The organism is Paracidovorax avenae ATCC 19860 (assembly GCF_000176855.2).
GTDB classification, from domain to species: Bacteria; Pseudomonadota; Gammaproteobacteria; order Burkholderiales; family Burkholderiaceae_C; genus Paracidovorax; species Paracidovorax avenae.
On record NC_015138.1, the window covers coordinates 985,045 to 1,011,897 of the forward strand.

The 26,853-nt window shown below is 68.6% G+C and carries 22 protein-coding genes; 16 read left to right on the forward strand and 6 right to left on the reverse strand.

Annotated elements, in window-relative coordinates:
* The first annotated feature begins 170 nt into the window (after positions 1 to 170).
* The 3 genes from ACAV_RS04340 (at position 171) to ACAV_RS04350 (ending at position 4,506) form a co-directional block, all read left to right on the forward strand.
* Positions 171 to 1,169 (forward strand): ABC transporter ATP-binding protein, encoded by a 999-nt coding sequence (locus tag ACAV_RS04340; RefSeq protein ID WP_013593357.1) that lies wholly within the window; start codon positions 171 to 173, stop codon positions 1,167 to 1,169.
* Positions 1,166 to 2,236 (forward strand): ABC transporter ATP-binding protein, encoded by a 1,071-nt coding sequence (locus ACAV_RS04345; RefSeq protein ID WP_013593358.1) that lies wholly within the window; start codon positions 1,166 to 1,168, stop codon positions 2,234 to 2,236. The genes ACAV_RS04340 and ACAV_RS04345 overlap by 4 nt, the downstream gene beginning before the upstream one ends.
* 182 nt (positions 2,237 to 2,418) lie before the next feature.
* Positions 2,419 to 4,506, forward strand: coding sequence for a hypothetical protein (locus tag ACAV_RS04350; protein WP_157768725.1), 2,088 nt, complete (start codon positions 2,419 to 2,421; stop codon positions 4,504 to 4,506).
* On the opposite strand, the gene ACAV_RS04355 is transcribed toward ACAV_RS04350, so the two are convergent.
* From ACAV_RS04355 to ACAV_RS04365, 3 genes are all read right to left on the reverse strand, one after another.
* The gene (locus tag ACAV_RS04355) at positions 4,499 to 4,975 is read right to left on the reverse strand and encodes a DoxX family protein (RefSeq protein WP_013593360.1); all 477 of its coding nucleotides are present in this window, start codon (positions 4,973 to 4,975) and stop codon (positions 4,499 to 4,501) included. The two genes, ACAV_RS04350 and ACAV_RS04355, sit on opposite strands and share 8 nt — an antisense overlap.
* A gap of 199 nt (positions 4,976 to 5,174) precedes the next feature.
* Entirely contained in the window at positions 5,175 to 6,827 is a 1,653-nt protein-coding gene (locus tag ACAV_RS04360) for a methyl-accepting chemotaxis protein (RefSeq protein WP_013593361.1), read from the reverse strand.
* A 174-nt stretch (positions 6,828 to 7,001) separates the two neighbouring features.
* On the reverse strand, positions 7,002 to 7,583 hold the full coding sequence (locus tag ACAV_RS04365; protein ID WP_013593362.1) for a TetR/AcrR family transcriptional regulator: 582 nt from the start codon (positions 7,581 to 7,583) through the stop codon (positions 7,002 to 7,004).
* Between the two features lie 140 nt (positions 7,584 to 7,723).
* Here ACAV_RS04365 and fabF point away from each other — a divergent pair, with 140 nt between their 5' ends.
* On the forward strand, positions 7,724 to 9,019 hold the full coding sequence (fabF, locus tag ACAV_RS04370) for a beta-ketoacyl-ACP synthase II (protein WP_041828567.1): 1,296 nt from the start codon (positions 7,724 to 7,726) through the stop codon (positions 9,017 to 9,019).
* A 49-nt stretch (positions 9,020 to 9,068) separates the two neighbouring features.
* Here fabF and ACAV_RS04375 read toward each other — a convergent pair whose 3' ends face one another.
* The 3 genes from ACAV_RS04375 to zwf form a co-directional block, all read right to left on the reverse strand.
* A complete protein-coding gene (locus ACAV_RS04375; RefSeq protein WP_013593364.1) occupies positions 9,069 to 9,737 on the reverse strand; it encodes a DUF2268 domain-containing putative Zn-dependent protease in 669 nt (222 codons plus the stop codon).
* A gap of 30 nt (positions 9,738 to 9,767) precedes the next feature.
* Positions 9,768 to 10,613 (reverse strand): MurR/RpiR family transcriptional regulator, encoded by an 846-nt coding sequence (locus tag ACAV_RS04380; protein WP_013593365.1) that lies wholly within the window; start codon positions 10,611 to 10,613, stop codon positions 9,768 to 9,770.
* Between the two features lie 306 nt (positions 10,614 to 10,919).
* Positions 10,920 to 12,386: a glucose-6-phosphate dehydrogenase gene (gene zwf, locus ACAV_RS04385; protein WP_013593366.1), complete on the reverse strand. Its 1,467-nt coding sequence runs from the start codon at positions 12,384 to 12,386 to the stop codon at positions 10,920 to 10,922.
* A 199-nt stretch (positions 12,387 to 12,585) separates the two neighbouring features.
* Between zwf and tal the strand changes: the two genes are divergently transcribed.
* The 12 genes from tal to ACAV_RS04445 all read left to right on the forward strand — a co-directional run bounded on the left by tal (position 12,586) and on the right by ACAV_RS04445 (position 26,838).
* On the forward strand, positions 12,586 to 13,533 hold the full coding sequence (tal, locus tag ACAV_RS04390) for a transaldolase (RefSeq protein ID WP_013593367.1): 948 nt from the start codon (positions 12,586 to 12,588) through the stop codon (positions 13,531 to 13,533).
* Positions 13,534 to 13,547: 14 nt separating this feature from the next.
* Entirely contained in the window at positions 13,548 to 15,134 is a 1,587-nt protein-coding gene (gene pgi / locus ACAV_RS04395) for a glucose-6-phosphate isomerase (protein ID WP_013593368.1), read from the forward strand.
* A gap of 273 nt (positions 15,135 to 15,407) precedes the next feature.
* The gene (locus tag ACAV_RS04400; RefSeq protein WP_013593369.1) at positions 15,408 to 17,318 is read left to right on the forward strand and encodes a methyl-accepting chemotaxis protein; all 1,911 of its coding nucleotides are present in this window, start codon (positions 15,408 to 15,410) and stop codon (positions 17,316 to 17,318) included.
* Positions 17,319 to 17,580: 262 nt separating this feature from the next.
* Positions 17,581 to 18,897 (forward strand): ABC transporter substrate-binding protein, encoded by a 1,317-nt coding sequence (locus ACAV_RS04405; protein ID WP_013593370.1) that lies wholly within the window; start codon positions 17,581 to 17,583, stop codon positions 18,895 to 18,897.
* 184 nt (positions 18,898 to 19,081) lie between these two features.
* Positions 19,082 to 19,939 (forward strand): carbohydrate ABC transporter permease, encoded by an 858-nt coding sequence (locus ACAV_RS04410; RefSeq protein ID WP_013593371.1) that lies wholly within the window; start codon positions 19,082 to 19,084, stop codon positions 19,937 to 19,939.
* A 17-nt stretch (positions 19,940 to 19,956) separates the two neighbouring features.
* Entirely contained in the window at positions 19,957 to 20,793 is an 837-nt protein-coding gene (locus tag ACAV_RS04415; RefSeq protein WP_013593372.1) for a carbohydrate ABC transporter permease, read from the forward strand.
* Positions 20,794 to 20,845: 52 nt separating this feature from the next.
* The gene (locus ACAV_RS04420) at positions 20,846 to 21,889 is read left to right on the forward strand and encodes an ABC transporter ATP-binding protein (RefSeq protein WP_013593373.1); all 1,044 of its coding nucleotides are present in this window, start codon (positions 20,846 to 20,848) and stop codon (positions 21,887 to 21,889) included.
* A gap of 99 nt (positions 21,890 to 21,988) precedes the next feature.
* Complete coding sequence (gene dalD, locus ACAV_RS04425; protein ID WP_013593374.1) at positions 21,989 to 23,383, forward strand: D-arabinitol 4-dehydrogenase; 1,395 nt, start codon at positions 21,989 to 21,991, stop codon at positions 23,381 to 23,383.
* A 6-nt stretch (positions 23,384 to 23,389) separates the two neighbouring features.
* Complete coding sequence (locus tag ACAV_RS04430) at positions 23,390 to 24,184, forward strand: L-iditol 2-dehydrogenase (protein ID WP_013593375.1); 795 nt, start codon at positions 23,390 to 23,392, stop codon at positions 24,182 to 24,184.
* A gap of 5 nt (positions 24,185 to 24,189) precedes the next feature.
* Positions 24,190 to 24,873 (forward strand): transaldolase family protein, encoded by a 684-nt coding sequence (locus ACAV_RS04435; RefSeq protein ID WP_013593376.1) that lies wholly within the window; start codon positions 24,190 to 24,192, stop codon positions 24,871 to 24,873.
* Positions 24,874 to 24,892: 19 nt separating this feature from the next.
* Complete coding sequence (locus ACAV_RS04440) at positions 24,893 to 25,888, forward strand: carbohydrate kinase family protein (protein WP_013593377.1); 996 nt, start codon at positions 24,893 to 24,895, stop codon at positions 25,886 to 25,888.
* Positions 25,885 to 26,838 (forward strand): AraC family transcriptional regulator, encoded by a 954-nt coding sequence (locus tag ACAV_RS04445; RefSeq protein ID WP_013593378.1) that lies wholly within the window; start codon positions 25,885 to 25,887, stop codon positions 26,836 to 26,838. Before ACAV_RS04440 ends, ACAV_RS04445 begins: the two co-directional genes overlap by 4 nt.
* The last annotated feature ends 15 nt before the right edge of the window (positions 26,839 to 26,853 follow it).

Genomic DNA, 26,853 nt, shown 5'->3' on the forward strand with positions numbered 1-26,853 from the left:
GCACAACCCCCTGAGCGGCTGCGCCGCTTCCCCCTTCTCTCGTCGCTGCGCGACGGGAATGGGGACGCCGCCAGCGCGGCGGGGCGGCCCTTGCGCGGCGGCCCTGGCCTGGGCCGCGCCGATGGCACGCGCCGTGCCGAATGCAACGGATAACGGATGGATGGCCTGCCATGTCCCTTCTTGAAGTCGAGAATCTCGTCGTCGAATTTCCGGGCCGCCGCGGCACGCTGCGGGCGCTGGACGATATTTCCTTTTCGATCGCGCCGGGCGAGATCCTGGGCGTGGTGGGCGAGTCGGGGGCGGGCAAGTCGCTGACCGGCGCGGCCATCATCGGGCTGCTGGAGCCGCCGGGCCGCGTGGCGGGCGGGCGGATCCTGCTGCAGGGCGAGCGCATCGACAACCTGCCGCCGCAGAAGATGCGCCATGTGCGCGGGCGGCGCATCGGTGCCATCTTCCAGGATCCGCTGACCTCGCTGAACCCGCTCTACACGGTCGGCCGGCAACTGGTGGAGACGATCCAGGCGCATCTGCCGGTGAATGCCGCGGAAGCGCGCCGCAGGGCGATCCAGTTGCTCAAGGACACGGGCATTCCCGCGGCGGAGCAGCGCGTGGACCACTATCCCCACCAGTTCTCGGGCGGCATGCGGCAGCGGGTGGTGATCGCGCTGGCGCTGGCGGCCGAGCCCCAGCTCATCGTGGCCGACGAGCCCACCACCGCGCTGGACGTGTCGATCCAGGCACAGATCATCCAGTTGTTGAAGAACATCTGCAAGTCGCGCGGCGCGGCCGTGATGCTCATCACCCACGACATGGGGGTGATCGCCGAGACCTGCGACCGCGTGGCCGTGCTCTATGCCGGCCGCGTGGCGGAGATCGGGCCGGTGCACGAGGTGATCAACCACCCGGCCCATCCCTACACGGCGGGGCTGATGGCGTCGATTCCCGACATGGCGCAGGACCGCGAGCGCCTGAACCAGATCGACGGCGCGATGCCGCGGCTCAACGCCATTCCACCGGGCTGCGCCTTCAATCCGCGCTGTCCCCATGCCTTCGACCGCTGCCGCGTGGAGCGGCCGGAACTGCTGCCTGCCGGACCCACGCGCGCCGCGTGCTGGCTGCATGCCGTCACGCCGAACGCCTCCGCAGCCATCCAGGAAGCCGTGTCATGAGCAACGCGATGCCCACCCCGAAGAACAACGCCGGCGCTCCGCTGGTGCAGGCGCATGACCTGGCCAAGACCTTCGATGTCTCCGCGCCGTGGCTCAACCGCGTGCTGGAGCGCAAGCCTCGCACGCTGCTGCATGCGGTGGACGGCGTGAGCTTCACCATCGAGAAGGGCAAGACGCTTGCGCTCGTCGGCGAGTCCGGCTGCGGCAAGAGCACGGTGGCGCGCCTGCTCGTGGGTTTGTACGAACCCACGCGCGGCGGCCTCACCTTCGACGGGCAGGACGCCCATGCGGCCTTCAAGGGCAGGGACGCGCGCGCCATGCGCCAGCGCATCCAGATGATCTTCCAGGACCCGTACGCGAGCCTGAACCCGCGCTGGATCGTGGAGGACATCATCGGCGAGCCGCTGCGCGAGCATGGTCTGATCACCGACAAGGCCCAGCTGCGGCAGCGCGTGGGCGAACTGCTGCAGTCCGTCGGCCTCTCGCCGCTGGACATGGCCAAGTACCCGCACCAGTTCTCGGGCGGGCAGCGGCAGCGCATATCGATCGCGCGGGCGCTGGCGACCGAGCCGGAGTTCCTGGTGTGCGACGAGCCCACGTCGGCGCTGGACGTGTCCGTGCAGGCGCAGGTGCTCAACATCATGAAGGACCTGCAGCGCGAGCGGCACCTGACGTACCTGTTCATCAGCCACAACCTCGCCGTGGTGCGCCACGTGAGCGACCAGGTGGGAGTGATGTACCTGGGGCGCCTCGTGGAGCTGGCGGACAAGCGCGAACTCTTCGCCGCGCCGCGCCATCCCTACACCCGCATGCTGCTGGATGCGATCCCGAAGATGCACGACACGGGCCGCGCCCGCACGCCCGTGCAGGGCGAGGTGCCGAATCCGCTCAATCCGCCGTCCGGCTGCGCCTTCAATCCGCGCTGCCCCCATGCCAACGACCGCTGCCGCACCGAGCGGCCGCAGCTCATCGACGACGGCGGCGTGCGCGTGGCCTGCCACGGTATCGAAGAAGGACGGATTCCGCGGGTGGCGGCCGGCGGCATGGCGGCTGCCGCCCTGGCCTGACGGATCGCTGCCGGCGGCGGCCGGGCAGGCGCCTGGCCTGCGTTGCTGCGGATAAGCAGGCGCGATCCATGCGCCGGGGGGGGCTTCGCTTTGGTGGAGGCGGTTTCGCCCGATGCGGCACGGAACCGTACGAGGCTGCCCACACTGGCGGGCCTGGCACGTGCGGCTTCGTTGCTCCCTCCATGATTCCTCCCTCGCGCATATCCGCGGCCTTGCCGGACCGGGCGGCCGGCCCCGGCGACTCCGGCCATGCACCAGCGCCCGTTCGCACCAGCAGCCCGATGCCCGGCACGCGCGCATACACGGACCTGCCGCGGAATGTCCGCAGGCGCACCGAAGCGGATGCGCCGGGCGCCCCGGCATCGGCCGATACCCGGCGGGCGCCGCTTCCGCAGGGCCGGGACCTGCCCCCTGATGTCGTCCGCGACATCGTCGGCCGGCTGGCGTCACAGTCCCATGGACACATCCGGGCCCGGACGATGCTGACGGTGGCCGCGATCCGCAAGGAGGTCTATGACGAAGTACGGCTCGCCCCGGCCATCATCGAGCCCCGCGCCAAATCGTTCATGGCGGAACGCACCATCCAGTTCCATTTCGGCAGTGTCGATCGCATGATCGAAAGCATCCGGCAGATGCACGACAAGGCGAGGGAGCCGGTGACCGCATGGCATCGTGAACAGGCTTTCTCGGACATGAAGCCGCTGCCTGCCAGGGATTGGCGCTGGATGCTCGGCGTGCCCCGGTCCGGCGGGGCACCATTCCGCGGCACACTGCAGGACATCGAAGAGCGGATCCAGATGTTCGGCGCGCTGGATGGCCGCCAGCGCATGGATGTGGTGGAGCGCATGCTCCACATTCCGGATGCGCAGGACCGTCGCAGTGCGCAGCGGCTCCTGGCGGCAGTGCTCGAGATGGCCGGGCCGGCGGAGATGCAGCAATGGAGCCGCCGGATCGAGGAAAAGCGCACCGAGATCCTGCACGAGGAGGCCGCGCGCCTCGAGCCTCTGCTGTCCGGCGAGGCCACGTACACGCGGGAAAGACTGACCGCGATGGAACTCGTCGAGCGCCAATTTCCCCTCCTGTTCTTCCGGAGCCGGAATACGGTTTTCGACCGCTTCATGGAAGGCCCGGACGATGTCGCGAAGCACGCGGGCCTGCGTGCCCTGGCCGGGCATCTCCATGCCCTCGATACGGTCCGCAAGGAGCGGCTGTTCGACGCCGTGGTGCCTGCGCTGTCGCCTTCAGGGACGCGGCCTCAGCGGGAGGCCCTGGAGCGCTTGGCGCTGCAGCTGGGCGAATTTTCCGACGCGAAACAGGCGGAGTTCGTGCAGCGGGTCATGGCGGATGGCGACACCGCCCGGCAGACGAAGATGCAGGGCTTGCTGCTGGGCGGTGTCGATGCGCGCGTGCCGGCCATCCTGCGCGAAGCGCTGCTGTCGGGCCTGGAGGCGCATCCGCCGGGAGTCGCCCGTGCCGCCGGAACCGCGGCGGCCATCGCGGAAGGTGCGGAAGGTGCGGGATTCGGGCATCTTCCGCCGCCGCAGCGCGAACGGCTGGCCCGAATGGGCTTTGCGGACATCCAGGCCGCCGGAGGGGGCGAGGCCCGCGGCCACCTGCTGCGCGCCCTGGCTTCGCGGTTCCATCATCTCGGTGCCGGCTCCCGCGGGAACACGATCGGCCTGTTGGTGGCGGGCGAATCTTCGCAGGACAAGGCTGCCGGCATCGCCCACGTCCTCGCGCAGGCCGGGGCGCGGATTCCGCAGGCCGGCGAAGCGCGACTCGTGCAGGCCTTGCTCGCGGGGCTGGATGGGCCAGGCCAGGTCCCGGTGGTGCTCAGGTCGCCCGGATTCGCCAGGCTCTCGCCGCAGCATCGCCAGGACCTCTTGCACGCCGCGGGCATCCAGGACCCCAGTCCCTGGGTGCCGGGTTTTCCGATGGAGGGCGGGGTGAACCACCCACGGGAATTCCTGAAAGCCCTGGTGCACGGCCTGTCCCACATGGATGCCGGCGCGCTCCAGGCGACCGTCGGATCCTTGCCGGAGGCCACGCAGCGGGAGATCGGCGCCGCCTTCGAGTTCGAACTCATGATGACCAATGTCTGGGACAGGAAAGAAGACCATGCCCTGCTCCAGGCCGGCCTCGACGTGTTCGAGGATGTCACGCCGCACCCCGCGGTGCGCGACGGCACCGACGCCACGCGCCGCAGGCTGCGGGCCCTGTCGCGGTTGCCGGGCGATGCGGAGGATGGACCGGGCGCGGGCGTCAGTTGAAGCGGCCGTGCGCCCCGCCCAGGCCGTAGCGGCCGGCCCCGAGCAGCATCACGGCGAGGGCGCCGAACAGGTACATGCCCTGCAGCTCCAGAGCCCAGCCGCCCTGCTGCGTCATCGTGAACAGCTGGCCCATGTGGACGAGGCCGATGGCCACCACCATGTTGACGAAGATGATGGCTGCGCCCGCGCGGGTGGCGATGCCGGCGATGACCATCAGGGGCGCCAGGATTTCACCGACGTACACGAGGTAGCCGAGGGCGCCCGGCAGGCCTGCCTTTTCCAGCATGCCGGTGATGAAGCCGGCGCCGTTCTGCAGCTTGAAGAGGCCGTGCAGCAGGATCAGCACGCCCAGCGCGAGGCGCAGCACGAGCTTGCCTGCGTCGTCCAGGGCTGGGGCCGCGGCCTGGGTGGCTGCGGAACCGGGGCGCAGGGGGTGGACGGGCCGGTGGGATGCGGTCGAGAGGGTCATGGCAGTGCTCCTGGCAATAGGGGGTGAGTCATCGATGCCCGCAGTGTGCGCGCCGCCGCCGGGGGGTGTCGGTGCGTTTTCGCACACTGTCCCCGCGATGTCTCCCGGAGCGTGTCGGAAGGCGCCGCGCCACTGGCCCGGCCGTGGACGACAGCATTGGCCCCCTCCGCTGACCGACCCTTGCCGCAGTGCCGGCCCCTCAGGCGGATGCCAGTGCCGGGCGGTACGCGTGCGGCAAGGCCGCCGCCCTGGCCGGACCGTGGGAACGCCGTTCCGTTGCCGCAGGGGCTGCCTGGGCCTGGAGCTTGAAGACCGCCACCAGCGTGTTGAGCTGTTCGGATTGCGACCGCAGGCTGGCGGCCGCGGCGGCGCTTTGCTCCACCAGCGCGGCGTTCTGCTGCGTCACCTGGTCCAGGTGGTTCACTGCTTCGCCCACCTGGCCGATGCCGCTGCTCTGCTCGGCCGAGGCGTTGGCGATCTCGCTGATCAGAATGCCGACCTGGCGGACCTGCGCGACGATGTCGTCCATGCTGCGGCCGGCTTCGCCGACCAGCTGGCTGCCGTTGCCCACCTTCGCCACGCTGTCCGTGATGAGCTCCTTGATCTCCTTGGCGGCCTGGGAGGAGCGCTGCGCCAGCGTGCGCACCTCGCTCGCCACCACGGCGAAGCCCCGGCCCTGCTCGCCGGCCCGCGCAGCCTCCACGGCCGCATTCAGCGCCAGGATGTTGGTCTGGAAGGCGATGGAATCGATGACGCTGGTGATGTCCGCGATCCTGTTCGACGAAGCCGCGATGGCTTGCATGGTCTCGACCACGCCGCCGACGATGGTGCCGCCCTGTTCCGCCGCCTGGGTCGCGCGGGCGGCGAGCTGGTTGGCTTCCCGCGCGGTGTCGGAATTGGTCTTCACGGTGCTGCTCAGCTCCTCCATGGAGGCCGCGGTTTCCTCCAGGCTGCTGGCCTGCTGTTCGGTGCGCTGGCTCAGGTCCGCATTGCCCATCGCGATCTCGGCCGCACCGGTGGCGATGCTCTCGCTGCTGTCGCGCACCTGGCCGACCATGGACACCAGCTGGCCGTTCATGTGCTGCAGGGCCTGCAGCAGTGCCGCGGGTTCGTCCCTGCCCTGGATGTGGAACGAGGACGTGAGGTCACCCTGGGCCACGGCCGACGCGACGGCCACTCCGGTGGCCAGTGGCTGGGTGATGGAACGCGTCACCACGACGGCCAATGCCAGGCCGCAGACGAGCGAGAAGGCAATGAGGACGCTGAAGACCAGGATGGCGCGGTCGTATCCGGCGCTCGCGGCGGCAGCAGCGGTGGCACCGCCGTCTTCGTTCAGCTTCACCAGTTGCGCCAGCGTTTCGGCCAAGTCGGAGAACAACTTTGCGGAGTCCCCGGTCGCGAGGGTGCTGGCCGCGGCTATGGAAGCACCGCCCTCGTCCAGCAGCGTCACGAGGCGGCGCTCGAGGATGCGGTAATTGTCCAGCTGCGCGCGGAAGACGTCGTAGAGTTTCTGTTCTTCGGGCGAAGAAATCAGCTTTTCATAGGCGGCCAGGCCACGTGGCAATTGCTCGTCCATCAGTGTCTTCTGGGTTGCCAACTGGCGCTGGCGACCTTCGGCGGTGGCTTCGAGCAGGCGTCGCAGGCTGGCCCGCCGGGCGCTGTTCAGCACGGCACGAACTTCACCGATGGCCCGGACGCTGGGCAGCCAGTTGGTACCGAGTTCGTTGGCGTGGTAGTTGATCGTCCGGATCTGGACGATGCCGAACAGTCCCAGGCCGAGCAGAAGGGCCAGCAGGGTGCCGAAGCCCAGTGCCAGTCGCGTACCGATCTTGACTTGTCGAAGGATTTGCATGGAGGACTCCCTTGGTTTGCAATTTTAATCATATTTATCAAACTTAATGCAATCTTACGGAAGGCCATTGTTTTTGTCATTTTTCCGAACGTGTCGAAATCCAACTCGTCAGTGAACGGCTGGTCTTCGCTAGTTCATCATCATGCTTGATGATGTTGGTTGTATTTCTTAAAATCATTTTTGCGGGATTTCCGAGATCAGATGTTCCCTCAGCACAGCCAGGATCTCGTCCGAGAGCGCCGGGCGCCCGGACGCCGTGGCCCGCGCCAGCACCATGCCGCCGACCATGGTGGCCAGCATCTGCATGGCACGCGCACGGCCCTCGGCGCTGGGTTCCGCGGATGGTCCCAGTCCTTCGGCCACCCGGGCAAATCGTTCGATGTTGCGCTCTATGCCCTGGGCGAACACCTCGGAAAGTTCGCCGCCCGCACGCGCGGCGTCCACTGCCAGCGCCGCGACCGGGCAGCCTTCGCCAGGATGGTCGCGGTGCTCTGGCGACAGGTAGCTCGCCACCCGGGCTGCCAGGCCTGCAGGCTGGTCGTTTGAAATCGACCATTCGAAAGCGAGAGCGCAGGCTTCGCGCACCAGTGCATCCTTGCTCTCGAAATGCCGGTACAGGCCACCGTGGGTGAGGCCTGCGCCGCGGGTGATCTCTGCCACCCCCACGCCTTCCAATCCATGCTCCCGGTACAGGCGTGCAGCCGTCTCCAGGATGTTCCTGCGGTTTGCGGAGGACTGCGCCTTGGACACTTTCATGGAAACTCCTTATTGATGACGTTTGTACGCAATGTGGCCGCGCCGGATTATGATGATGGATATCATCTTAATTGGCACGATCTTCCATGTTTTCTGCATCCACTCCCGCCATCGGCGACAGCGGCCACCATTCCCCTCCCATGGCGGGTCATCCGGGCAGGCCTCGCGTGGTCATCACCGGCATGGGCCTGGTATGCCCGCTGGGTTGCGGGGCAGAACTGGCGTGGCGGCGGCTTCTGGAGGGCCGTTCGGGCCTGCGGCGCCTGCCTGATGCCGTGGTGGAAGGTCTGGATGCGGCAGTCGGCGGCACGGTGCCGACCCCGGCGGAAGATGCCGAAGGGGGCTGGGAGCCCGGCGTGACGGCGTCCGCCAAAGACCTGCGCAAGATGGATCGTTTCATTCCCATGGCCCTGGAGGCGGCACGGCAGGCGCTTGCGCAGGCCGCCTGGGCTCCGGCGGACCCGCGTTCCAGGGAGCGAACTGCCACCGTGATCGCCTCAGGTATCGGCGGCTTCGGGGCCATCGCCGAGGCCGTGCGCACCACCGATGGGCGCGGTCCTCAGCGCCTTTCGCCTTTCACGGTGCCGTCTTTTCTCGTCAACCTGGCTGCTGGCCATGTGTCGATCCGCCACGGTTTCCAGGGCCCGCTGGGCGCACCCGTGACGGCCTGCGCCGCGGGCGTGCAGGCGCTGGGCGACGGAGCCCGGATGATCCGGGCCGGGGAGGCCGACGTGGCCGTCTGCGGTGGCACGGAAGCTGCCATCGACCGCGTCAGCCTGGGTGGATTCGCCGCAGCGAAAGCCCTGTCCACCGCGTTCGCGGACCGGCCGGACCAGGCCTCCCGGCCCTTCGATGCCGCGCGCGACGGGTTCGTGATGGGGGAGGGGGCCGGCGTTTTGGTGCTCGAATCGCTGGACCACGCGCTCGCGCGCGGCGCGGTGCCGCTGGCCGAGGTGGTGGGTTACGGCACGTCCGCCGACGCACACCACATCACCTCCGGGCCGGAGGACGGCGACGGCGCGCGGCGCGCCATGGCGCTGGCCCTGGCACAGGCGGGGCTGGCGCCGGAGCAGGTGCAGTACCTGAACGCCCACGCCACCTCCACCTACGTGGGCGACCGAGGGGAACTGGCCGCGGTCCGCAGCCTGTTCGGGCTCGGAGGAACGGTCGCGATCAGCTCGACCAAGGCTGCCACGGGTCACCTGCTGGGTGCTGCCGGGGCGGTGGCCGCCATCTTCACGGCGCTGGCGCTGCGCGACCAGGTGGTGCCCGCGACACGCAACCTCGTGCAACCCGATGCGCTCGCCGAGGGCCTCGACCTGGTGGCCGGAAGCGCACGTCCGATGCCGCTGCAACACGCCCTGGTCAACGGGTTCGGCTTCGGCGGTGTGAACGCCTCTCTGGTGCTCGGACGCTGGGCGCCCGGGGATTCCTGATGCCGGGGGCTTTCGCCGCGGCGCTGGTGGACATGGGCGAGGCAGGGGCTCACTCCTCGCCATCCAGCTCTGTGAAGAACGCCGCAGCCGGAACATGGACCAGTTCCGAAGCCGAAAGGCCGGTCCGGCGGGCGTGCCGCACCGCCATGGCATATCCGAGCGCATAGCCTGCATGGCGCGGAAGCGTGTCCGGCTGGGTCCCGTAGAACCACTGCGCATGTCCATAGTCCGTCCGGTCCCGGTGCGCGCGGGCGAGTGGAACGATCGTCTCGAGCCGGGCCGGTGACAGCGAATGCGCATAAAACGGCGGACCGCTGCTCCCGAATTCCGATTCGAACAGGCACGCCAGCCCTTCGCTGACCAGGGCTTCCCCCAGCGTGTTCCCGTAGCCCGGGCCGCCCCAGCGTGCGCAGTGGTGCAGCTCGTGGGCCAGCAGGCTGCGCAGGGCGTGGCCGAACGCCGTGGGGTCGGCCTCGTGGCGACGCACGTCGATGGGCAGGAACACGCGGTGAGCGGATGGCGTGTACCCGCCTGCGCCCAGTTCCGCAATGGTGGAAGCGGGATCGTGATAGACCACCACATCGACGCCCTGCAGCGGCAGCCGCGGCACCACGGATGCCGTCACGGGCTCCAGTGCCGCGCGCAGGGCGTCCACGTGGTTGCCCAGTTCATTGCCTGCGTTCAGCACGTGGATCGCAACGACAGGGGTCGGTGGCATCGCGTGGTTCCGGGAGAGGGCGGGAGGGCTTCACGTATAGCGCTTGGCCCGGAGGTTGTCCTTCATCTGCTGCAGGCGCGGCTGTAGCGGCTCGCCGATGCGCAGTGCCACGCAGGTGGCGAGCACGTCGATGATGAGCAGGTGCAGCAGGCGCGAAACCATCGGGCTGTAGCGGTCGTAGCCCTCCGGATGGTCGGCCGCCAGGTGGATGTGGCAGGCGCTGGCGAGGGGCGAGCCGCTGGCGGTGATGGCGATGGTGGTGGCGCCGTTCTTGCGGGCGATATCGGCTGCGTCCATCAGGTCGCGCGTGCGGCCGGAGTTGGAGACGATCACCACGCAGTCGCCCGGCCCCAGCAGGGTGGCGCTCATGACCTGCATGTGGCCGTCGCTGGTCGAAAGACTGGTCACGCCCAGCCGGAAGAACTTGTGCTGCGCGTCCTGCGCCACGATGCCCGAATTGCCCGCGCCGTAGAACTCGATCCGCCGGCCCGTCTGCCAGGTGGCTGCGATCGCCTGCGCGGCCTGCTCGATGGCCTTGGTGCTCGCCGCGTTGCGGTACTGCAGGAAGGCGGCGACGGCGTTGTCCACGACCTTCACGAGCACGTCGCCGGTCTTGTCGTCCGCGTCCACGCTGCGGTGGATGAACGGCACGCCCTCGCTCACGCTGCCGGCGAGCTTCAACTTGAAATCTGCCAGCCCGTCATACCCCATGCTGCGGCAAAACCGCACCACCGTGGGCTTGCTCACCCCCGCCCGCGCCGCCAGCTCCCGCACCGGCAGACGCGCGAACGCACGCGCGTCCTGCAGCACCAGCTGGCCCACCCGCTGTTCGGCGGGGGCCAGCGAAGGCAGTGAGGCGGTGATGCGCTCGAGCATGTCAGCAGCCCCCCGCGAAGGCTGGAGGGCAATGCGCCTGCCACCGTGTCGGCCGAGCCCATTGAGGGGCAGTGGATCGTTGGAGTCGACATGAATGCCGTCCATCGCATTGGTTTCGAACAATGAGCGCCACTGCCCACAGCCCGTGAAACTGGCGCGGTGTCACCGCTCCGATGGCCGCGGAGCAGGCCACCCCAGCAGACGCCGTGGAACCGGCTTCGCCGGGCCACTGGCGTCGTCCCCCTGCCCGCCGTGCGACGCACGGCGAGAGCGGGGGGAAGCGGCGCAGCCGCTCAGGGGGGTGTTTCAAGACTCCTCCATCCAGCTATGCCCCTCGCGCGCCACCATGGCGCTCGCGGCACTGGGCCCCCAGCTGCCGGCGGCGTAGGGCCGTGGGCCGTCTTCCGAATCGCGCCAGGATTGCATGATGGGCTCAACCCAGCGCCATGCCGCTTCCTGCTCGTCGGCGCGCACGAAGAGGTTCAGCCGCCCGGCGATCACGTCGAGCAGCAGGCGCTCGTAGGCGCCCACCCGCTCGGTGCCGAAGCGCTGCTCGAAGTCCAGGTCCAGGTGGACGGGGGCCAGGGCCTGCACTTCGGAGATGCGCATGCCGCGCTTTTCCTGGCCTGCGGCGAAGAGGTGCAGCGCCACGCCGTCGCGCGGCTGCAGGTGGATCACCAGGCGGTTGGCGCTGCCCAGCGGCGTGCGGTAGATCGCGTGCGGCGTGGGCCGGAAGTTGATGGCGATATGTGCCTCGTGCGAGGCCAGCCGCTTGCCGGTGCGGACGTAGAACGGCACGCCCGCCCAGCGCCAGTTGGCGATCTCGGTGCGCAGCGCCACGAAGGTTTCCGTGCGGCTGTCCGAGGGAACGCCGTCTTCCTCGGCATAGCCGCGCACGCGCTCGCCGCCCAGCGAGCCGGCGGTGTACTGGCCGCGCACCACGTCCCGCGACAGCGTGGCGGGGGTCCAGGGAACCAGAGAGCGCAGCACCTTGAGCTTTTCGTCGCGGATGGCGTCGGCATGGGCGTTGATGGGCGGCTCCATGCCGATGGCGCAGAGCAGCTGCAGCGCGTGGTTCTGCACCATGTCGCGCAGCGCGCCCGTGCCGTCGTAGAAGGCTCCGCGCTTTTCCACGCCGAGCTTCTCGGCCATGGTGATCTCGATGCTGGCCACGGTCTCGCGGCGCCAGAGCGGCTCGAACAGGGCGTTGCCGAAGCGCAGCGCCAGCAGGTTCTGCACCGACGGCTTGCCCAGGTAGTGGTCGATGCGGAAGATCTGCTCTTCGTCGAACACGCGGCGCACGGCGGCATTGATGGCGCGGTTGGAGGCCAGGTCGTGGCCCAGGGGCTTTTCCAGCACCACGCGCGTGTGCGGCGTGGCGAGCCCCGCGGCGCCGAGCTGCTCGCAGGCGGTGGTGAACAGGCCCGGGGCGGTCGCGAGGTACATCACCACGGTGTCGGCCTGCCGCTCGGCGAGGCGCGCCCCGAGCGCGGCGTAGTCGGCGGGCTTGGACAGGTCCATGCGCTGGTAGTGGAGCAGGGCGGCGAAGCGCTCGAACTCCTCGGCGTTGGGGCGCTTGTCGCCTTCCACCGCGGCGAACCGGCTGGCGATGAGTTCGCGGTAGGCCGCATCGCTCAGGTCGTCCCGCGCCACGCCGATGATGCGGCCTTCCTCCGGCAGCGATCCGTGCCGGAACGCCTGGAAAAGGGCCGGCAGCAGCTTGCGCCATGCCAGGTCGCCCGTGCCGCCGAACAGGACCAGATCGAAACTCATTGCTGCTGCGCTCCCGATGTCTGAGGTGGTTGGAGTGAGGAAACCGGGACGGCGGGACAAGCCGCGGTCCATGGTGCGATGTTACCGAGTTTCACCTTGAGGTGCCGGCTGACAGGAACTCCGGTTACAACGGGCCTACACTCGCGGGTGGCGCAGCGGGGACATCGCACCCCCGCCCCACCCAACCCCGGAGGATTGCATGAACCAACTCGACGCCCTCAAGCAGGTCACCACGGTGGTGGCCGACACGGGCGATTTCCGACAGCTCGGCGCCTACCAGCCGCAGGATGCGACCACCAATCCCTCGCTGATCCTCAAGGCGGTGCAGAAGGCCGAGTACGCCCCCCTGCTGCAGGAATCCGTCGAGCGCTGGCGCGGACGGCCGCTCGACGAGATCATGGACCGGCTGATCGTGCGCTTCGGCTGCGAGATCCTGTCGCTGATTCCCGGGCGCGTCTCCACCGAAGTGGACGCCCGCCTCTCGTTCGACACCATGGCCACGGTGACGCGCGGCGAGCGCATCATCGACCTGTACCGGGCCGAGGGCGTGGACACCTCCCGCGTGCTGATCAAGATCGCCTCCACCTGGGAAGGCATCGAGGCCGCACGCATCCTGGAGCAGCGCGGCATCCACACCAACCTCACGCTGCTGTTCTCGCCCGTGCAGGCCGTGGCCTGCGGCGCGGCAAAGGTGCAGCTGATCTCGCCCTTCGTGGGCCGCATCTACGACTGGTACAAGAAGCAGGCCGGCGCGCAGTGGGACGAGGCGGCGATGTCCGGTGCCAACGACCCCGGCGTGCAGTCGGTGCGCCAGATCTACCAGTACTACAAGCATTTCGGCATCCGCACCGAGGTCATGGGCGCGAGCTTCCGCAACGTGGGGCAGATCACCGCGCTGGCGGGCTGCGACCTGCTGACCATCGCGCCGGAACTGCTGGCGCAACTGGCCGCGTCGGATGCGCCGCTCACCCGTGCGCTCGACCCGGACGCCGCACGCAGCCTGGAGCTGCAGCCGGTGCAGTACGACGAGCCCGGCTTCCGCTACGCGCTCAATGCCGATGCCATGGCGACCGAGAAGCTGGCCGAGGGCATCCGTGCCTTCGCTGCCGACGCCGCCAGGCTCGAGCAGATGGTTCTCGCCGCTTGAGGAGGGACGCCGCGATGACTCTCCAAGCTGCCGGACGCGTGCGCTGCGACCGCACCGCCGCCTGGGCCGCGCTGCAGGCCCATTACGATGCCGCGGGCCGTGGGTTCGACATCCGCGATGCCTTCGCGGCGGATCCGCAGCGTTTCGGGCGCTTCAGCCAGGAAGCGCCGTACGTCTTCGCCGACCTGTCCAAGAACCGCATTGGCGCCGACACCGAAGCCCTGCTGCTGCAACTGGCCCGCGAATGCGGCCTGGAGGGCTGGCGCGACGCGATGTTCGCGGGCGAGGCGATCAACCACACGGAGCAGCGCGCGGTGATGCACTGGCTGCTGCGTGAGCCGGCGCCGGCCGCGCAGCCCGCCGGGAATGAAGCATCCGGCGTGGTGGCCGCCGGCCTGCGCGACGTGCATGCCACCCTGCAGGCCATGCTGGACTTCGCCGAGCGCGTTCGGGCCGACGGTGCCACCACCGACATCGTGAACATCGGCATCGGCGGCTCCGACCTGGGCCCGTCGATGGTGACCAAGGCGCTGGACGACCTGTGCCATCCGGGAAAGCGCCTGCATTTCGTCTCCAACGTGGACGGCGCGGAACTGGGCGGCGTGCTGCGCACGCTGCGCCCGGAAAGCACGCTGTTCCTGGTCGCCTCCAAGACTTTCACCACCGCCGAGACGATGACCAACGCGCATGCCGCGCGGGCCTGGTTCCTGGCCCAGGGCGGCAGCGAAGAGGGATTGCAGCGCCACTTCGCCGCGCTGACCACGAACGTGGAGGCCGCGGCCGCCTTCGGCATCCAGACCACGTTCGGGTTCTGGGACTGGGTGGGCGGGCGGTATTCGCTCTGGTCCGCCATCGGTTTGCCCATCGCGATCGCCGTGGGCGCCGACGGCTTCCGTGGCCTGCTGGCAGGCGCGCACGCGATGGACGCGCACTTCCGCACCGCGCCGCTGGAGCGCAACCTGCCGGTGCGACTCGGCCTTCTGGATGTCTGGTACCGCAACTTCCACGGCTTCGCGACGCGCAGCGTGGCGCCCTACAGCCACGCACTGCGCCGGCTGCCGGCCTACCTGCAGCAACTGGAGATGGAGAGCAACGGCAAGGGCGTGGATGCGCAAGGGGAGACGCTGCCCTTCGCCACCTCGCCCGTGGTCTGGGGAGAACCCGGCACCAACGGCCAGCACGCTTTCTTCCAGATGATCCACCAGGGACCGGACATCCTGCCGGTGGAGTTCATCGTGCTGCGCGAACCGGGCCGCGACCTGCCGGAGCAGCATCCCCGCCTCGTGGCCAACGCCCTGGCGCAGGCCAAGGCGCTGATGCAGGGCAAGGCCAGCGACGACGGCCATCGCCGCTTCACGGGCAACCGGCCCAGCACCTTCCTGGTGCTGGACCGGCTGGATCCCCCGTCGCTGGGCGCGCTGATCGCGCTCTACGAGCACCGCGTCTTCGTGAGCGGCGCGCTGTGGGGCATCAACAGCTTCGACCAGTGGGGCGTGGAACTGGGCAAGGTGCTGGCGAAGGACCTGGAGCCACGGCTGGCCTCGGGCGATGGCGAGGGGCTGGACGGCTCGACGGCTGGATTGCTGGCTCGCCTGCGATAGCCGCACGGCGCCAAGGCCAAGGGAGGGTAAACGGCACACAGCCGTTCGCTCCCCGCTGTGATTGCGTCCAGGTGCAATGCCTGGCGAAGTGCCGGGCACGGGCTGCCGGGCCCGATGGCGTGGCGGGTAATAGACAGAACGCCGTCTTTACACGGGCTGGACAGTAAAAATCGGCGGCGTCCGGGTTTTTCACCTTTGGAAACATTTAGTCTTGGTTGATAACGACTGTTGAGCTTCGGCTCGCCACTTTCGCTTCACTCACCCAAGCCGCCCATGTTCCGCACAGCCTCCACCCAGCGACGGTTCTCCGTCCTCATTTGCGTGTTCTTCTTTCTGCTGCTGCTCGGCACGTTTGCCGTGATCCAGCTATCGGTGAAACCCGACCTGTCCGCGCTGGAGGGCAAGGTTGCCGCCGCCAACGTGGACCAGATTTCTGTGCGCATCAGCGAGCAGTTACGGCAGGTGGAGGCCCAGTCGCGCAGCATCACCCAGACGGTGGCGTTGCTGTCCAGCGACCAGATCGACGTGCTGCAGCCCGGGCTGGTGGACCAGTACGGCGACCCGAACGTGTTCGGCGGCGGCATCTGGCCGCTGCCCAACCAGCGCGAACAGGGACGCGACAAGTTCAGCACTTTCTTCGCGCGCGACGGCAGCAACAAGCTGGTCGTGAACACCCACTGGAACTCGCCCGAGTCGCTGAAGTACTGGGAGCAGCCCTGGTACGAGAACGGCAAGACGGCGCCCAAGGGCCAGTGCAAGTGGGCCAAGGCCTACCAGGACGCCGCCAGCCCGCAGCCGCGCACCAATTGCGCCATGCCCATCTACAAGGGCGACACGCTGTGGGGCGTGTCCACCATCGATGTGACGCTGGGCTTCTTCAACCGGCTGGTGGCCGACATGGAGGCCAGGATCCAGGGCCAGATCCTGATCGTGGAGGCCGACGGCAAGATCGTCAGCAACAGCAGCCGCATCCAGGGCAACATCGTGCTGAAGAACCTGTCCGAGATCGCATCCACCTCGCCCATGGCGGCAGAGATCCTGCGCCTGATGCCCCAGGTGCAGGGCGGCGCCATGGTGGAGCAGGCCTACCAGGGGGACGGTGGCGCGCAGATGCTGTTCCTGAAGCCGATTCCCGGCAGCCCGTGGCTGATCGCCACCAGCATTCCGGCCTCGCTGCTGGCGGTGAACAGCCAGCGCATCCTGACCAAGCTGGCGGCCGTGCAGGTGCCCATGGCGATCGTGCTGCTGGCGCTGATGGTGCTGGGCATCCGCCTCTTCATGCGGCGCCTGAGCGTGCTGAAGGCCAACATCGACGCACTGTCCGCCGGCGAAGCCGACCTGACGCGCCGGCTGCCCGAAACGGGCGGCACCGAATTCAGCGAGGTCGCGCAGAGCTTCAACGCCTTCATCGCGCGGCTGCAGGGCGTGGTGGGCCAGGTGGTGAATGGCGCCTCGTCGATCGCGGCGGCGTCCAGCGAGATCTCCAGCGGCAACCAGGATCTGTCCGTACGCACCGAAGAACAGGCCGCGTTCCTGCAGGAGACGGCCGGTTCGATGGACCAGATCACCAGCACCGTCAAGCAGAACGCCGACAGTGCCAACCAGGCCAACCGGCTGGCAACGGACGCCTTCCAGGTGGCGACGCGCGGCGGCCAGGTGATCGGCAACGTGGTCGAGACCATGGACTCGATCAGCGCCTCGTCGAAAAAGGTGGTGGACATCATCGGCGTGATCGACGGCATCGCGTTCCAGACCAACATCCTGGCGCTGAACGCCGCGGTGGAAGCCGCCCGCGCGGGTGAGCAGGGCCGGGGCTTCGCCGTGGTGGCCAGCGAAGTGCGCAGCCTGGCACAGCGCAGTGCGGAGGCGGCCAAGGACATCAAGCACCTGATCGCGGATTCGGTCGCCAAGGTCGAATCCGGCAGCGCGCTCGTGGTGCAGGCCGGCACGACCATGCAGGAGATCATCGCCACCAACACCAACATGGCCGCGATCATGGGCGAGATCATGGCGGCCAGCGTGGAGCAGAGCAAAGGCATCGACCGTGTGAACCAGGCGATCGCGCAGCTGGACACCACCACGCAGCAGAACGCCGCGCTGGTCGAAGAGGTATCGGCGGCCGCGCGCTCGATGCAGGAGCAGACCAGCCTGCTGATCCAGGTGGTGGGAGCGTTCAAGGTCTGACGCGCCGGCGGCCCGGCGCCGTTCCCTTTTCTCCTGCATCCAGCACGACAGCCCGCTCCATGCGGGCTGTCTGCTTTCGGCCGCCGCGCGGTGTTTTCCATGCTGTATTGCATGGATTAGGGAATATCCCAGGCAGTCTGTGCAAAAAAGTACCGGCCCGGGTGAAGCGAGTACCAGCAGGGACGACGCGGCTTGGACAGAATTCCACTCCACGGCGACCTGTTCGACATGAAGGCGGGCGTCGCTCACCCAAGGAGACAACATGAAGCGTTTTCTGAAAGCGGGCCTCGCCCTGGCCGTGGCCGGTGCAGCCGGCGTGTCCCATGCCGCCACCGAACTCGTGATCGCGACCGTCAACAACGGCCACATGATCGAGATGCAGAAGCTCACCCCCTTCTTCGAGAAGGCCAACCCCGACATCAAGGTCAAGTGGGTCACCCTGGAAGAGGGCACGCTGCGCCAGCGCGTGACCACCGACATCGCCACCAAGGGCGGCCAGTTCGACGTGATGACCATCGGCCTTTACGAGGCGCCGATCTGGTCGAAGAAGGGCTGGCTCAAGCCCATCGCCACCGACGCGGCCTACGACGTGGACGACCTGCTGCCCGCCATCCGCAGCGGACTGTCGCATGAGGGCAAGCTCTACGCCGCCCCCTTCTACGGCGAAAGCTCCATGCTCATGTACCGCAAGGATCTGGCCGACAAGGCCGGCGTGAAGTTCGGCGAGCGTCCGACCTGGGCCGAGGTGAAGGCCTTCGCTGACAAGGCGGGCGATCCCAAGGCGGGCGTCTATGGCATGTGCCTGCGCGGCAAGCCGGGCTGGGGCGACAACATGGCCTTCCTGTCCACGCTGGTCAACACCTACGGCGGCCAGTGGTTCGACATGGCCTGGAAGCCGCAGATCGACACCCAGCCCTGGAAGGAGGCCATCGGCTTCTACGTCGATCTGATGAAGAAGGACGGCCCGCCCGGCGCGTCGGCCAACAGCTTCAACGAGAACCTGGCCCTCTTCAGCGAAGGCAAGTGCGCGGCCTGGGTGGATGCGACCATCGCCGCCTCGTTCATCAGCGACCCCAAGCAGTCCAAGGTGGCCGACAAGGTGGCGTTCGCCCAGGCCCCCGTCGCCGTCACGGCCAAGGGCGCGAACTGGCTGTGGTCGTGGAACCTGGCCATCCCGGCCAGCTCGACCAAGGATGAGGCGGCGCAGAAGTTCATCCGCTGGGCCACGTCCAAGGAGTACATCCAGCTGGTGGCCAGGGAAGAGGGCTGGCGCAACGTGCCCACCGGCACCCGCAAGTCCACCTATGCCAACCCCGAGTTCCAGAAGGTCGCCACCTTCGCCGCGGCCGAGCTGAAGGCGATCGAATCCGCCAACCCGAACCCGGGCGAGAACACGCAGCCCAAGTCGCCCTATGCCGGCGTGCAGTACGCCGCCATCCCCGAGTTCCAGGCCATCGGCGTGGGTGTGGGCCAGCAGATGAGCGCCGCGCTGGCCGGCAAGGTCACGGTCGAGCAGGCCCTGAAGACCTCGCAGACCCTGGCCGAGCGCGACATGAAGAAGGCCGGCTACTACAAGTAGGAGCGGCCCACGGAACCCTTCTGGCGTCGTTGCCGCATCTTGTCGTAGCGCTGCTGCTGCCTGCGATGCGGCGCCTCGCCAGAACCGCTTCGCCGGGTTCCGTGATCCGCTCCAGGCCCGGGGCCATCGACCCGGGGCGTTCGCCCACCGCCCGTCCCCTGTTCCCGTTCGCCGGATGGCTGCCATGAAAAGACTCCTGCCCCGCGCCCTGATGGCGCCTGCGGTGCTCACGCTGTTCGCGTGGATGATCGTGCCGCTGCTGATGACGCTGTACTTCTCGTTCGTCAGCTACAACCTCATGCAGCCTGGCGAGCATCCGTTCGCGGGCCTGGACAACTTCGAATACTTCATCACCGACCCGGACTTCTGGCCGTCGGTGTGGAATACGCTGCTGCTCATCGGCAGCGTGATCGGCATCACGCTGGTGCTGGGCGTTCTGCTGGCCCTGCTGGTGAACGAGCCCTTCCCGGGGCGCGGCATCGTGCGCGTGCTGCTGATCTCGCCCTTCTTCGTCATGCCCGCGGTCAATGCGCTGCTGTGGAAGCACATGATGATGAACCCCATCTACGGCATCCTGGCCGACCTGTGGCGCTTCTTCGGCGCCACGCCCATCGACTGGATGACCGACTACCCGCTGCTGTCGGTGATCGTCATGGTGGCCTGGCAATGGCTGCCCTTCGCCTGCCTGATCTTCATCACCTCGCTGCAGTCGCTGGACCGCGAGCAGATGGAGGCCGCGCGCATGGACGGCGCCACCGCGCCCCAGCGCTTCTTCTACCTGGTGCTGCCCCACCTGGGCCGGCCCATGGCGGTGGTCATCATGATCGAGATGATCTTCCTGCTGAGCGTGTTCGCCGAGATCGCCATCACCACCAGCGGCGGCCCAGGCAATGCCAGCACCAACATGACCTACCTGATCTTCAAGCAGGCGCTCATGAACTTCGACGTGGGCGTGGCCTCGGCGGGCGCGCTGTTCGCCGTCGTGCTGGCCAACATCGTGGCGGTGTTCCTGATCCGCATCGTCGGCAAGAACCTGGACTGACAAGGTACGGAACCACCATGCAATCCCAAGTTTCCGCCGGCGGCTCGCTGGCGCTTTCCCTCCGCACCGTGGCTGCCTGGGGCGCCGCGCTGGTGCTGTTCTTTCCCCTGGCCTGGCTGTTCCTCACCGCCTTCAAGACCGAGCTGCAGGCCATCCACGTGCCGCCGCTCTTCGTCTTCGAGCCCACGCTGGAGAACTTCAGCGAGGTGCAGCGGCGCAGCGACTACCTGCTGTATGCGCGCAACTCGCTCATCACCAGCGTGGGGTCCACCGTGCTGGGCCTCTTGATCGCCGCGCCCGCCGCGTATTCGATGGCCTTCTTCCGCACCCGCAGGACGCGCGACATCCTGATGTGGATGCTCTCCACCAAGATGATGCCGGCCGTGGGCGCGCTGGTGCCCATCTACGTGCTCGCGCAGACCGCCGGCATGCTGGATTCGCTCACCGCGCTCACCATCGTGTTCACGCTGTCCAACCTGCCCATCATGGTCTGGATGCTCTACAGCGCCTACAAGGACATTCCGCACGAGATCCTGGAGGCCGCGCGCATGGACGGCGCCAGCCTGTGGACCGAGTTCCGCCACGTCGTGCTGCCGCTGTCGGTGGGCGGCATGGCTTCCACCGGCCTCTTGTGCCTGGTGCTGAGCTGGAACGAGGCCTTCTGGGCGCTCAACCTCACCTCCGCCAAGGCCGGCACGCTGGCCACGCTGATCGCGTCCTACTCCAGCCCCGAAGGCCTCTTCTGGGCCAAGCTCTCCGCCGCCTCGCTGATGGCCATCGCGCCCATCGTGGTGTTCGGCTGGTTCAGCCAGAAGCAACTGGTGCAGGGCCTGACTTTCGGCGCGGTGAAGTAACGCACGCGCACCGGAACAGAAAAAAGAGACACAAGAAAGGCAGACAACTCCCATGGCCTACCTCGAACTCCAGGGCATCCGCAAGCGCTTCGGCGATGCCGAAATCATCAAGGGCGTGGACCTGCAGATCCAGCAGGGCGAATTCATCGTCTTCGTCGGCCCCTCGGGCTGCGGCAAGTCCACGCTGCTGCGGCTCATCGCCGGGCTGGAGCCCATCACCAGCGGCAGCCTGATGCTGGACGGGCGCGACATTACCCACACGCCCTCGGGCAAGCGCGACCTGGCGATGGTGTTCCAGAGCTACGCCCTCTATCCGCACATGAGCGTGTATGACAACATGTCCTTCGCGCTCAAGCTCGCGGGCGTGGCCAAGGACGAGATCAGGACCAAGGTGGAGCACGCGGCCCGCACGCTCAACCTCACGCAGTACCTGGAACGCACGCCCAAGGAACTCTCGGGCGGCCAGCGCCAGCGCGTGGCCATCGGCCGCGCCATCGTGCGCCAGCCCAAGGTGTTCCTGTTCGACGAGCCGCTCTCCAACCTGGACGCAGCCCTGCGCGGCAACACCCGCGTGGAGATCCACAAGCTGCACCGCGCCCTGGGCGCCACCACCATCTACGTGACGCACGACCAGGTCGAGGCCATGACCCTGGCCGACCGCGTCGTCGTCTTCAAGGACGGGCTCATCGAGCAGGTCGGCACGCCGCTGGAACTGTATGACCGCCCGGCCAACCGTTTCGTCGCGCAGTTCATCGGCATGCCGTCGATGAACATGGTGGCGGCCCAGGCCATCGCGCCGTTCGCGGCGGCCACGGGCGGCGTGCTGCCCGCCGACGGCTTCCTGGGCGTGCGACCCGAAGGGCTGCGCGTCCATCGCACCGATGGCCCGGCCGAGGGGCCGGGCGTGCCGGGCCGCGTCGAGCTGATCGAGGCCCTCGGCGCCGACACGCTGATCCACGTCGATGTGGGCGGCGTGCCGCTGGTCGCACGCCAGAACGAGCGCACGTCGCTGCAGCCCGGCGACGGCGTGGCCGTGGAGCTGGATCCTGCCGTGCTGCACTGCTTCGACCGCGAAGGCCGCGCGCTGCGCGCCTGAGCACCGCATCTTCCCTCCCGTTCGTTCCATCATTCATTCCTTAAGCGGACCATTGCCGTGACCCTCGCGCACCTTCCTCCGGCTCCCACGGAGTTCACCATGCTTCACCTGGGCCTGGGCTCGTTCCACCGGGCGCACCAGGCCGTCTATCTGCAGCGCCTCATCGAGGCGGGCGATGCGCGCTGGTCGCTCTCGGGTGCCAACATCCGCCCCGACATGCCCGACGTCATCGCCGCGCTGCAGGCCCAGGGCGGGCGCTACACGCTGGAGACCGTGTCGCCGTCCGGCGAAACCTTCTACGAGCTGATCGAATCCATCCGCGAGGTGCTGCCCTGGAGTCCCACGTTGGCCGCCGTGGTGGCGCGCGGCGCCGCGCCCTCCACGCGCATCGTCTCCTTCACCGTGACCGAGGCGGGCTATTACCTCGACGCCCAGGGCCGGCTGGACCTGGGCTTCGCCGACCTCGCTGCCGACATCGAGCGCGCCCGCCGTGGCGAGGTGAGCGGCGAGAACGGCACGCTCTACGGCGCCGTCACTGCCATCCTGCGTGCCCGCCGCGCGGCCGGCGCGGGCCCGCTCACGCTGCTCAACTGCGACAACCTGCGCCACAACGGCGACCGTTTCCGCGCCGGCCTGCTCGAGTTCATCGAGCGTGCGGGCGATCCCGACCTGCGGGCCTGGGTGCAGGCCCACACCGCCTGCCCCAACGCCATGGTGGACCGCATCACGCCGCGCGCGCCGGCCGAGCTGCGCGCCCGCGTGCAGGCCGCCACCGGCCGCGATGACGGCGCCGCCATCACCGCCGAGCGCTTCATCCAGTGGGTGATCGAAGACCGCTTCGTGGCCGGCCGGCCCGAGTGGGAGCGCGTGGGTGTGGAGATGGTCGAAGACGTGCAACCCTATGAAGAGGCCAAGATCCGCCTGCTGAACGCCACCCACAGCTGCATCGCCTGGGCCGGCACGCTGGCGGGCTTGAGCTTCATCCACGAAGGCACGCACGACGCCGCCATCCGCCAGATGGCCTACGACTACGTGACCGACGACACCATCCCGTGTCTCGGCCGCCCCGGGCAGCCCAGCCCCGTCGATCTGCCCGCCTACCGCGACGTGGTGCTGGACCGCTTCGGCAACCCGGCCATCCGCGACACCAACCAGCGCGTGGCGATGGATGGCTTTTCCAAGATTCCCGGGTTCATCGCGCCCACCGTGCGCGAGCGCCTGGCCGTCGGCCAGCGCATCGACAGCGTGGCCATGCTGCCCGCGCTGTTCCTGGCCTTCCTGCAGCGCTGGCACCAGGGCCGCCTGCCCTACACCTACCAGGACCAGGGCATGGACGAGGCCGTGGCGCATGCCATCTGCGAGGCAGCCGACCCGGTCTCGGCGATGTGCGCCGACGCAGGGCTGTGGGGCGACATCGCGGGCGACGCCCGCCTCATCGAAGCGATGCGCCGCGCCAGCGAGCGCGTCGCACGATTCATTCAATCCAGGAGCTGAACCACTATGACCACCACTCCCCGTTTGCAAGACCGCCACGTGCTGCTGACCGGAGCCGGCGGCGGCATCGGCCTGGCCGTGGCAGAGGCCTGCCTGGCCGAAGGTGCGCGATGCAGCGTCGTCGATCGCGGCGCCTCCGTGCCCGCCGAAGTGGCCGCGCTGCAGCAGCGCCACCCCGGTCGCCTGGCCTATATCGGCGCCGACATCACCGAGCCCGGCGCCATCGCCCGCCTGCTGGCCGAGGCCATCGCCGCCTTCGGCCCGGTCCACACGCTGTTCAACAACGCCGCGGTGTTCGACCTGGCGCCACTGCTGGACAGCGACGAGGCCTCGTTCGACAGGCTGTTCGCGGTCAACGTCAAGGGCATGTTCTTCGTGATGCAGGCCGTGCTGCGCCACATGGTGGAGGCCGGAACGCAGGGTACGTCGGTCATCAACATGGCCTCGCAGGCCGGCCGGCGCGGCGAGGCGCTGGTGTCGCACTACTGCGCCACCAAGGCGGCCGTCATCAGCTACACGCAGAGCGCGGCACTCGCCATGGCGCCGCACGGTATCCGTGTCAACGGCATCTCGCCCGGCGTGATCGACACGCCCATGTGGGCGCACGTGGACAGCCTCTTCGCCCGGGCCGAGGGGCTGCCCATTGGCGAGAAGAAACGGCAGGTCGGCCTGGCCGTGCCGCTGGGCCGCATGGGCGATCCGCGCGACGTGGCCGGCGCCGCCGTGTTCCTCGCCAGCGACGAGGCCCGCTACATCACCGCCCAGACGCTCAACGTCGATGGCGGCAACGTCATGAGCTGAAAAGCATGAATGCCACCGACTTCCATCTCTACATCGACAGCGCCGACATCGCACAGATCGAAGCCTGCCTGCCGCACCCGGTCATCCACGGCGTGACCACCAACCCCACGCTGCTGCGCCGTGCCGGCGTGGCGCGCGCCGAAGTGCCCGGGCTGCTGGCCCGCTGCATCGAACGCGGCGCCCGCCAGGTGCAGGCCCAGGTCTATTCCGCGGAGGCGGACGGCATGCTCGAAGACGCGCTCGGCCTGCTGCGGCACTTCGACGAAGGCCAGCTGGTGGTGAAGATCCCCGCCACGCGCCAGGGCCTGCAGGCCGGCGCCCACCTCATCGCGCAGGGCGTGCCCGTCACCTGGACGGCCGTCTATGCGCTGGAACAGGCGCACTTCTCGGCGCAACTGGGCGCGGCCTATGCGGCGCCCTACCTGGGCCGGCTCAATGATTCCGGCGTGGACGGCCTGGCACGCATCGCGCAGATGCAGGCACTGGTGGCGCAGGCCCCGGCCCTGGCCGCGCGTGCACGCACGCGCCTGCTGGTGGCCAGCGTGCGCTCCCGCGATGCCTACCTGGCGCTGCTGGAACTGGGCGTGGGCGCCATCACCATCCCGCCGCAGCTCTTCGCCGAGCTGATGGACCACCCCGCCACGCTGGAGGCCGAGCGCGGCTTCCTGGCCGACGCGGCCGCCTGCTGAATCACCGGGAGCACCGCCGATGCGCATAGCCTTCATGGGCGAGGCCCTGATCGACTTCACTTCCTCCGGCGGCGCCGGAGCCCTGGGCTTCGAGGGCCATGTGGGCGGCTCGCCGCTCAACGCGGCCATCGCCTGCGCGCGGCTGGGCCAGCCCACCGGCCTGCTCACCCAGCTGTCCACCGACCTTTTCGGCGAGCGCATCCTGGACTACCTGCAGCGCAACGGGGTCGATACGCGCTTCGTGCCGCGCAGCGCAGCGCCATCCACGCTGGCCTTCGTCGAACGCACGCCGCAGACCAACCGCTACGCCTTCTATGCCGCGGGCAGCGCCGATGCCACCTGGGCTCCCGATCCGCTGCCCGAGCTGCCACCCGAGTGCGCCTTCCTGCATTACGGCTCCATCGCCATGCTGCAGCAGCCGGCGGCGGGCCGCATCCTGGACATGGTGCGCGCCTCGGCCGGCCGCCGCGTGGTGGTGCTGGACCCGAACGTGCGGCCCAGCCTGATCGGCGACATGGCGCTCTACCGCACGCAGGTGGCGCAGTGGGCGGGCCTCTCCGACGTGGTCAAGCTCAGCGACGAGGATGCAGAACTGCTCGCGCCTGGCCTGCCGCCGGGCGAACTGGCAGCGGGTTACCTGGCCGCCGGCGCCCACGCCGTGGTCGTCACCCAGGGGGCGGCCGGCGCCACGCTCTGGCGCACGGGCCATGCCCCCCTGGCCGTGGGTGCGCCCCGCGTGCAGGTGGCGGACACCATCGGTGCGGGAGACACCTTCACCGCGGGGCTCTCGGTGGCGCTGCTGGCGCAGGGCGTCGAACGGCCCGCGCAACTGGCTGCACTGGGCGACGACGGCTGGCGCGCGGCCATGCGTTTCGCCGCCACCGCCGCGGCGCTCAACTGCATGCGCGAAGGTGCCGATCCTCCCCCGCTCGCCGCTGTCCAGGACCTGCTCGCCTGCGCGGACAATGTCCGTGAAACCCTCCTGGTCAGTGCCTCGAGCCCACGCATACCATGACGACACCCCGCAAGCGCCCCGCTCCGAGACAGCGCCAGCCGGTGCTGGAGCGCGACATCGCGCGCTCGCCCTCGCTGGGCTACGAGACGCCCGAGGAAGCCGGCCTGGTGCGCTGCCTGGCACATGGGTTTCCGAGCCCGCTGGTGCGCTGGCACTTCCACGAAGACTACGAGCTGCACCTGATCACCGAGACCTCGGGCAAAGCTTTCATCGGCGACTGGATCGGGCCGTTCCAGCCCGGCCATCTCGTGCTGTGCGGTCCGCGCCTGCCGCACAACTGGATCTCGCTGGACGTCGCCGAGGGCGGGGCTCCTGGCCGGGACCGGGTGATCCAGTTCTGCCACGAGCCCATCGAGCGCGCTGCCGCCGGCATCCCGGAGCTGCGCGAGGTCATGCCTCTGCTGGAGCGCGCGCGCCACGGCATCGAGTTTTTCGGCATGTCGCAGAAGGCGCTGGCGCACTGGGATACCGTCAAGGCCGCGCGCGGCCTGCGGCGGCTGGGCCGGTTCTGCGAATTCCTCGCCGACCTGGCGGATTGCACCGACTACCGCCTGCTATCGAGCGTGCAGATGCAGGGCCAGCACGGAGCGGACGGCGATGCCCAGGTGGACCAGATCAATGGCATCGTGGACCGGATCACCCGCAACATCGCTGAGCCCATCTCCATGCAGGAGGTGGCCACCGAGCTGGGCATGAGCGAAAGCCGCTTCAGCCGATTCTTCCGGCGTGCCACCGGCAACAGCTTCACCGACTTCGTGAACCGCGTGCGCATCAACAGCGCCTGCCACCTGCTGATGCAGACCGACCACTACGTGACCGACATCTGCCACCAGGTGGGCTTCAACAACGTGGCCAATTTCAACCGGCGCTTCCTGGAGATCAAGGGCATGACGCCCACGGAATTCCGCCGGCAGGCCGACACCCGCTTCGGCGGCGCGCTGCAGCACTGACACACAACCTGCACA

Excerpts from the sequence above, each read along its gene's own strand:
- pgi (WP_013593368.1), top strand. The coding sequence starts at position 13,548 with ATGACTCTCCAAGCTGCCGGACGCGTGCGCTGCGACCGCACCGCCGCC.
- zwf (WP_013593366.1), bottom strand. The coding sequence starts at position 12,386 with ATGAGTTTCGATCTGGTCCTGTTCGGCGGCACGGGCGACCTGGCATGG.
- fabF (WP_041828567.1), top strand. The coding sequence starts at position 7,724 with ATGGCGGGTCATCCGGGCAGGCCTCGCGTGGTCATCACCGGCATGGGC.
- tal (WP_013593367.1), top strand. The coding sequence starts at position 12,586 with ATGAACCAACTCGACGCCCTCAAGCAGGTCACCACGGTGGTGGCCGAC.
- ACAV_RS04375 (WP_013593364.1), bottom strand. The coding sequence starts at position 9,737 with ATGCCACCGACCCCTGTCGTTGCGATCCACGTGCTGAACGCAGGCAAT.
- ACAV_RS04360 (WP_013593361.1), bottom strand. The coding sequence starts at position 6,827 with ATGCAAATCCTTCGACAAGTCAAGATCGGTACGCGACTGGCACTGGGC.
- ACAV_RS04445 (WP_013593378.1), top strand. The coding sequence starts at position 25,885 with ATGACGACACCCCGCAAGCGCCCCGCTCCGAGACAGCGCCAGCCGGTG.
- ACAV_RS04400 (WP_013593369.1), top strand. The coding sequence starts at position 15,408 with ATGTTCCGCACAGCCTCCACCCAGCGACGGTTCTCCGTCCTCATTTGC.
- ACAV_RS04340 (WP_013593357.1), top strand. The coding sequence starts at position 171 with ATGTCCCTTCTTGAAGTCGAGAATCTCGTCGTCGAATTTCCGGGCCGC.
- ACAV_RS04345 (WP_013593358.1), top strand. The coding sequence starts at position 1,166 with ATGAGCAACGCGATGCCCACCCCGAAGAACAACGCCGGCGCTCCGCTG.
- ACAV_RS04430 (WP_013593375.1), top strand. The coding sequence starts at position 23,390 with ATGACCACCACTCCCCGTTTGCAAGACCGCCACGTGCTGCTGACCGGA.
- ACAV_RS04415 (WP_013593372.1), top strand. The coding sequence starts at position 19,957 with ATGCAATCCCAAGTTTCCGCCGGCGGCTCGCTGGCGCTTTCCCTCCGC.
- ACAV_RS04420 (WP_013593373.1), top strand. The coding sequence starts at position 20,846 with ATGGCCTACCTCGAACTCCAGGGCATCCGCAAGCGCTTCGGCGATGCC.
- ACAV_RS04440 (WP_013593377.1), top strand. The coding sequence starts at position 24,893 with ATGCGCATAGCCTTCATGGGCGAGGCCCTGATCGACTTCACTTCCTCC.
- dalD (WP_013593374.1), top strand. The coding sequence starts at position 21,989 with ATGCTTCACCTGGGCCTGGGCTCGTTCCACCGGGCGCACCAGGCCGTC.
- ACAV_RS04355 (WP_013593360.1), bottom strand. The coding sequence starts at position 4,975 with ATGACCCTCTCGACCGCATCCCACCGGCCCGTCCACCCCCTGCGCCCC.
- ACAV_RS04410 (WP_013593371.1), top strand. The coding sequence starts at position 19,082 with ATGAAAAGACTCCTGCCCCGCGCCCTGATGGCGCCTGCGGTGCTCACG.
- ACAV_RS04380 (WP_013593365.1), bottom strand. The coding sequence starts at position 10,613 with ATGCTCGAGCGCATCACCGCCTCACTGCCTTCGCTGGCCCCCGCCGAA.
- ACAV_RS04405 (WP_013593370.1), top strand. The coding sequence starts at position 17,581 with ATGAAGCGTTTTCTGAAAGCGGGCCTCGCCCTGGCCGTGGCCGGTGCA.
- ACAV_RS04350 (WP_157768725.1), top strand. The coding sequence starts at position 2,419 with ATGATTCCTCCCTCGCGCATATCCGCGGCCTTGCCGGACCGGGCGGCC.
- ACAV_RS04435 (WP_013593376.1), top strand. The coding sequence starts at position 24,190 with ATGAATGCCACCGACTTCCATCTCTACATCGACAGCGCCGACATCGCA.
- ACAV_RS04365 (WP_013593362.1), bottom strand. The coding sequence starts at position 7,583 with ATGAAAGTGTCCAAGGCGCAGTCCTCCGCAAACCGCAGGAACATCCTG.